The following is a 2,073-nucleotide window of genomic DNA, read 5'->3' as shown; positions in this document are numbered from 1 at the left end:
GGCACATGCATCATCACACACATGATGGAAAGAGGCGGGCGCCGCCGTATAGGCCACAGCGTTGTAGGGGATGGCGCTGCCGCTGCTGACGCTGTTGGAGCCGATGCCGTCTTCGTCGTCGCTGTTCAGCGAGGCGTAGGCGATGGGGGCGTCGCCGGTGGTGTCATTGCTGATGCCGAAGCCGCGTTGTTCGAAGAAGGTCTGGGCGACCTGAATGGTTTCGCCCTGGGCGCGTCGGCGCTCGACCTCGAAGCCGGTGTCCATCAGTTCGGCGACGTGGGCGTTGCGGCTGGCGGTCGAACGGCCGCCCATGACGACGGTGATGATGCGGCGGCCGTCGCGCACGGCGGTGGCGGCGAGGTTATAGCCCGAAGCGTTGGTGTAGCCCGTCTTCAACCCGTCATAGCCGCGGCCGGTCGCCAACAGGCCGTTGGTGTTGCGGTATTCGCGACCGTTGTAGGCCCAGTCGTGCAGGCCGAAATAATGATAATACTGCGGATAGTCGCGCATCAGGGCGCGGGCCAGGATCGCCTGATCGCGGGCCGAGGTCAGCTGGCGCGCATCAGGCAGGCCGTTTGCGGTGGCGTAGCGGGTCTGGGTCATGCCCAACTGCTCGGCCTTCAGCGTCATCATATTGGTGAAGCGGGCTTCGGAGCCGCCGATGTGTTCGGCGATGGCCACAGCCATGTCATTGGCGCTGCGCACGGCGGTGGCGCGCATGGCGTTGTCCAGGCTGATCGTCTGACCTGCTGGAAGCCCCAGTTTTGACGGCGGTTGGGAGGCGGCGCGCGACGAGACGGTCAGGACGTCGTCCGCCTTGACCCGGCCCTGCGACAGGGCCTCGAACGTCAGATACAGGGTCATCATCTTGGTCAGGGACGCCGGATAGCGACGGCTGTCGGCATGTCGGGCGAACAGAACCTCGCCCGTTGTGGCGTCAAGAACGATGGCGGCGTAGCGCGCGCTCTCTCCAGATTGAGCCTCGATCGGTCGAACGTTCGTGCCGAATGCAATCAGGCTGAACGCCAGAACGGCGAGGAAACCACGACGGAGATAAGCAACCATGAGCGTTTACGACCCTCAATGAGCAGGGTTTGCGAAAAGGCCCCCAGCCCTACGCGAAGCAAGAGCTAGCATAGGCTGTGCGGGTTTCGCGGTGGTTAACGGTCCGTCAACGGGAATTTGAACCAGCGAGCAGGGTTATCAATGATCATATTGTGCATTGCACAAACCGATGTTGACCTTTCTTCGCACTTGCAGCATAAGGCCGATGCGCGAGGCGTCGCCTCGCAAGAATTTCGTCAAGATCGCTTCCGCAACAGCCTGCCCCCGCAGGCATTCATACCGGAGAGACTCCTATGGCTGACACTGCTGCTGACACCGTGAAGAAGACCGCCGATCAAGCCGCCGCCGCGGCCGCATCTGTCGGCGCCAAGGTCAAGGCTCAGGCCGAAAGCGCCCAGGCTGCTGGCGCACAAGCCTTCCGCGAAGGCATCGACAAGTCGGTTGCTTCGCTGACCGAACTGAACGCTCACGGCAAGAAGAACCTGGACGCGCTGGTCGAGTCCGCGACCGTCGCTCAGAAGGGCGCAGAAGCCCTGTCGCAACAGGCCCTCGGCTTCGCCAAGACCGCCTGGGAAGAAAACCTGGCCGCTGGCAAGGAACTGTCGACCGCTCGTTCGGTGCAGGAGTTCTTCGAGCTGCAATCCGCCTGGGCCAAGAAGTCGGTCGAGCGTTATGTCGCCGAACTGGCCAAGACCAACGAGATCGTCACCGCCACGGTCAAGGACAGCATCAAGCCGATCAACGAGCGCGTCACCGCCTCGGTCGAAACCTTCCAGGCTGCCCGCTAAGTTCTGATCTTTTGGGTCTGGATCGGTTTCGATCCGCCCAGTTGATCAACTGCCTTAGTAGCGTACCAGAAGCCCCTCGGAGCAATCCGAGGGGTTTTTGTTGGTCGCTATTGGCTGACGGCGGCGTGGTCGATGCTGAAGGCGCGGGCCAGTCGCCACTGATCGCCTTCCAGACGCCAAAGCACCGAGAAGCGGGCGCGGCCCACGAGCTGCTCGGGAC

2 protein-coding genes and 1 pseudogene are annotated in these 2,073 nt (G+C 62.7%); 1 reads left to right on the top strand and 2 read right to left on the bottom strand.

All coding sequences use genetic code 11. The annotated features are described in order from the left end of the window. Window positions 1–1,065, bottom strand: a 1,065-nt coding sequence (locus QZ281_RS01915; RefSeq protein WP_292224050.1) for a D-alanyl-D-alanine carboxypeptidase family protein, incomplete at its 3' end; no start/stop codon positions are given. Window positions 1,066–1,358: 293 nt separating this feature from the next. Here QZ281_RS01915 and phaP point away from each other — a divergent pair. Next, window positions 1,359–1,853 (top strand): TIGR01841 family phasin, encoded by a 495-nt coding sequence (phaP, locus tag QZ281_RS01910; protein ID WP_201097921.1) that lies wholly within the window; start codon window positions 1,359–1,361, stop codon window positions 1,851–1,853. Window positions 1,854–1,960: 107 nt separating this feature from the next. On the opposite strand, the pseudogene QZ281_RS01905 reads toward phaP, so the two are convergent. Beyond that, window positions 1,961–2,073, bottom strand: a pseudogene (locus QZ281_RS01905) (nuclear transport factor 2 family protein); the annotation flags it as partial.

It is taken from the genome of Brevundimonas sp. (assembly GCF_018608325.1).
Taxonomy (GTDB): domain Bacteria; phylum Pseudomonadota; class Alphaproteobacteria; order Caulobacterales; family Caulobacteraceae; genus Brevundimonas.
This window is presented reverse-complemented; position numbering and strand designations above follow the sequence as displayed.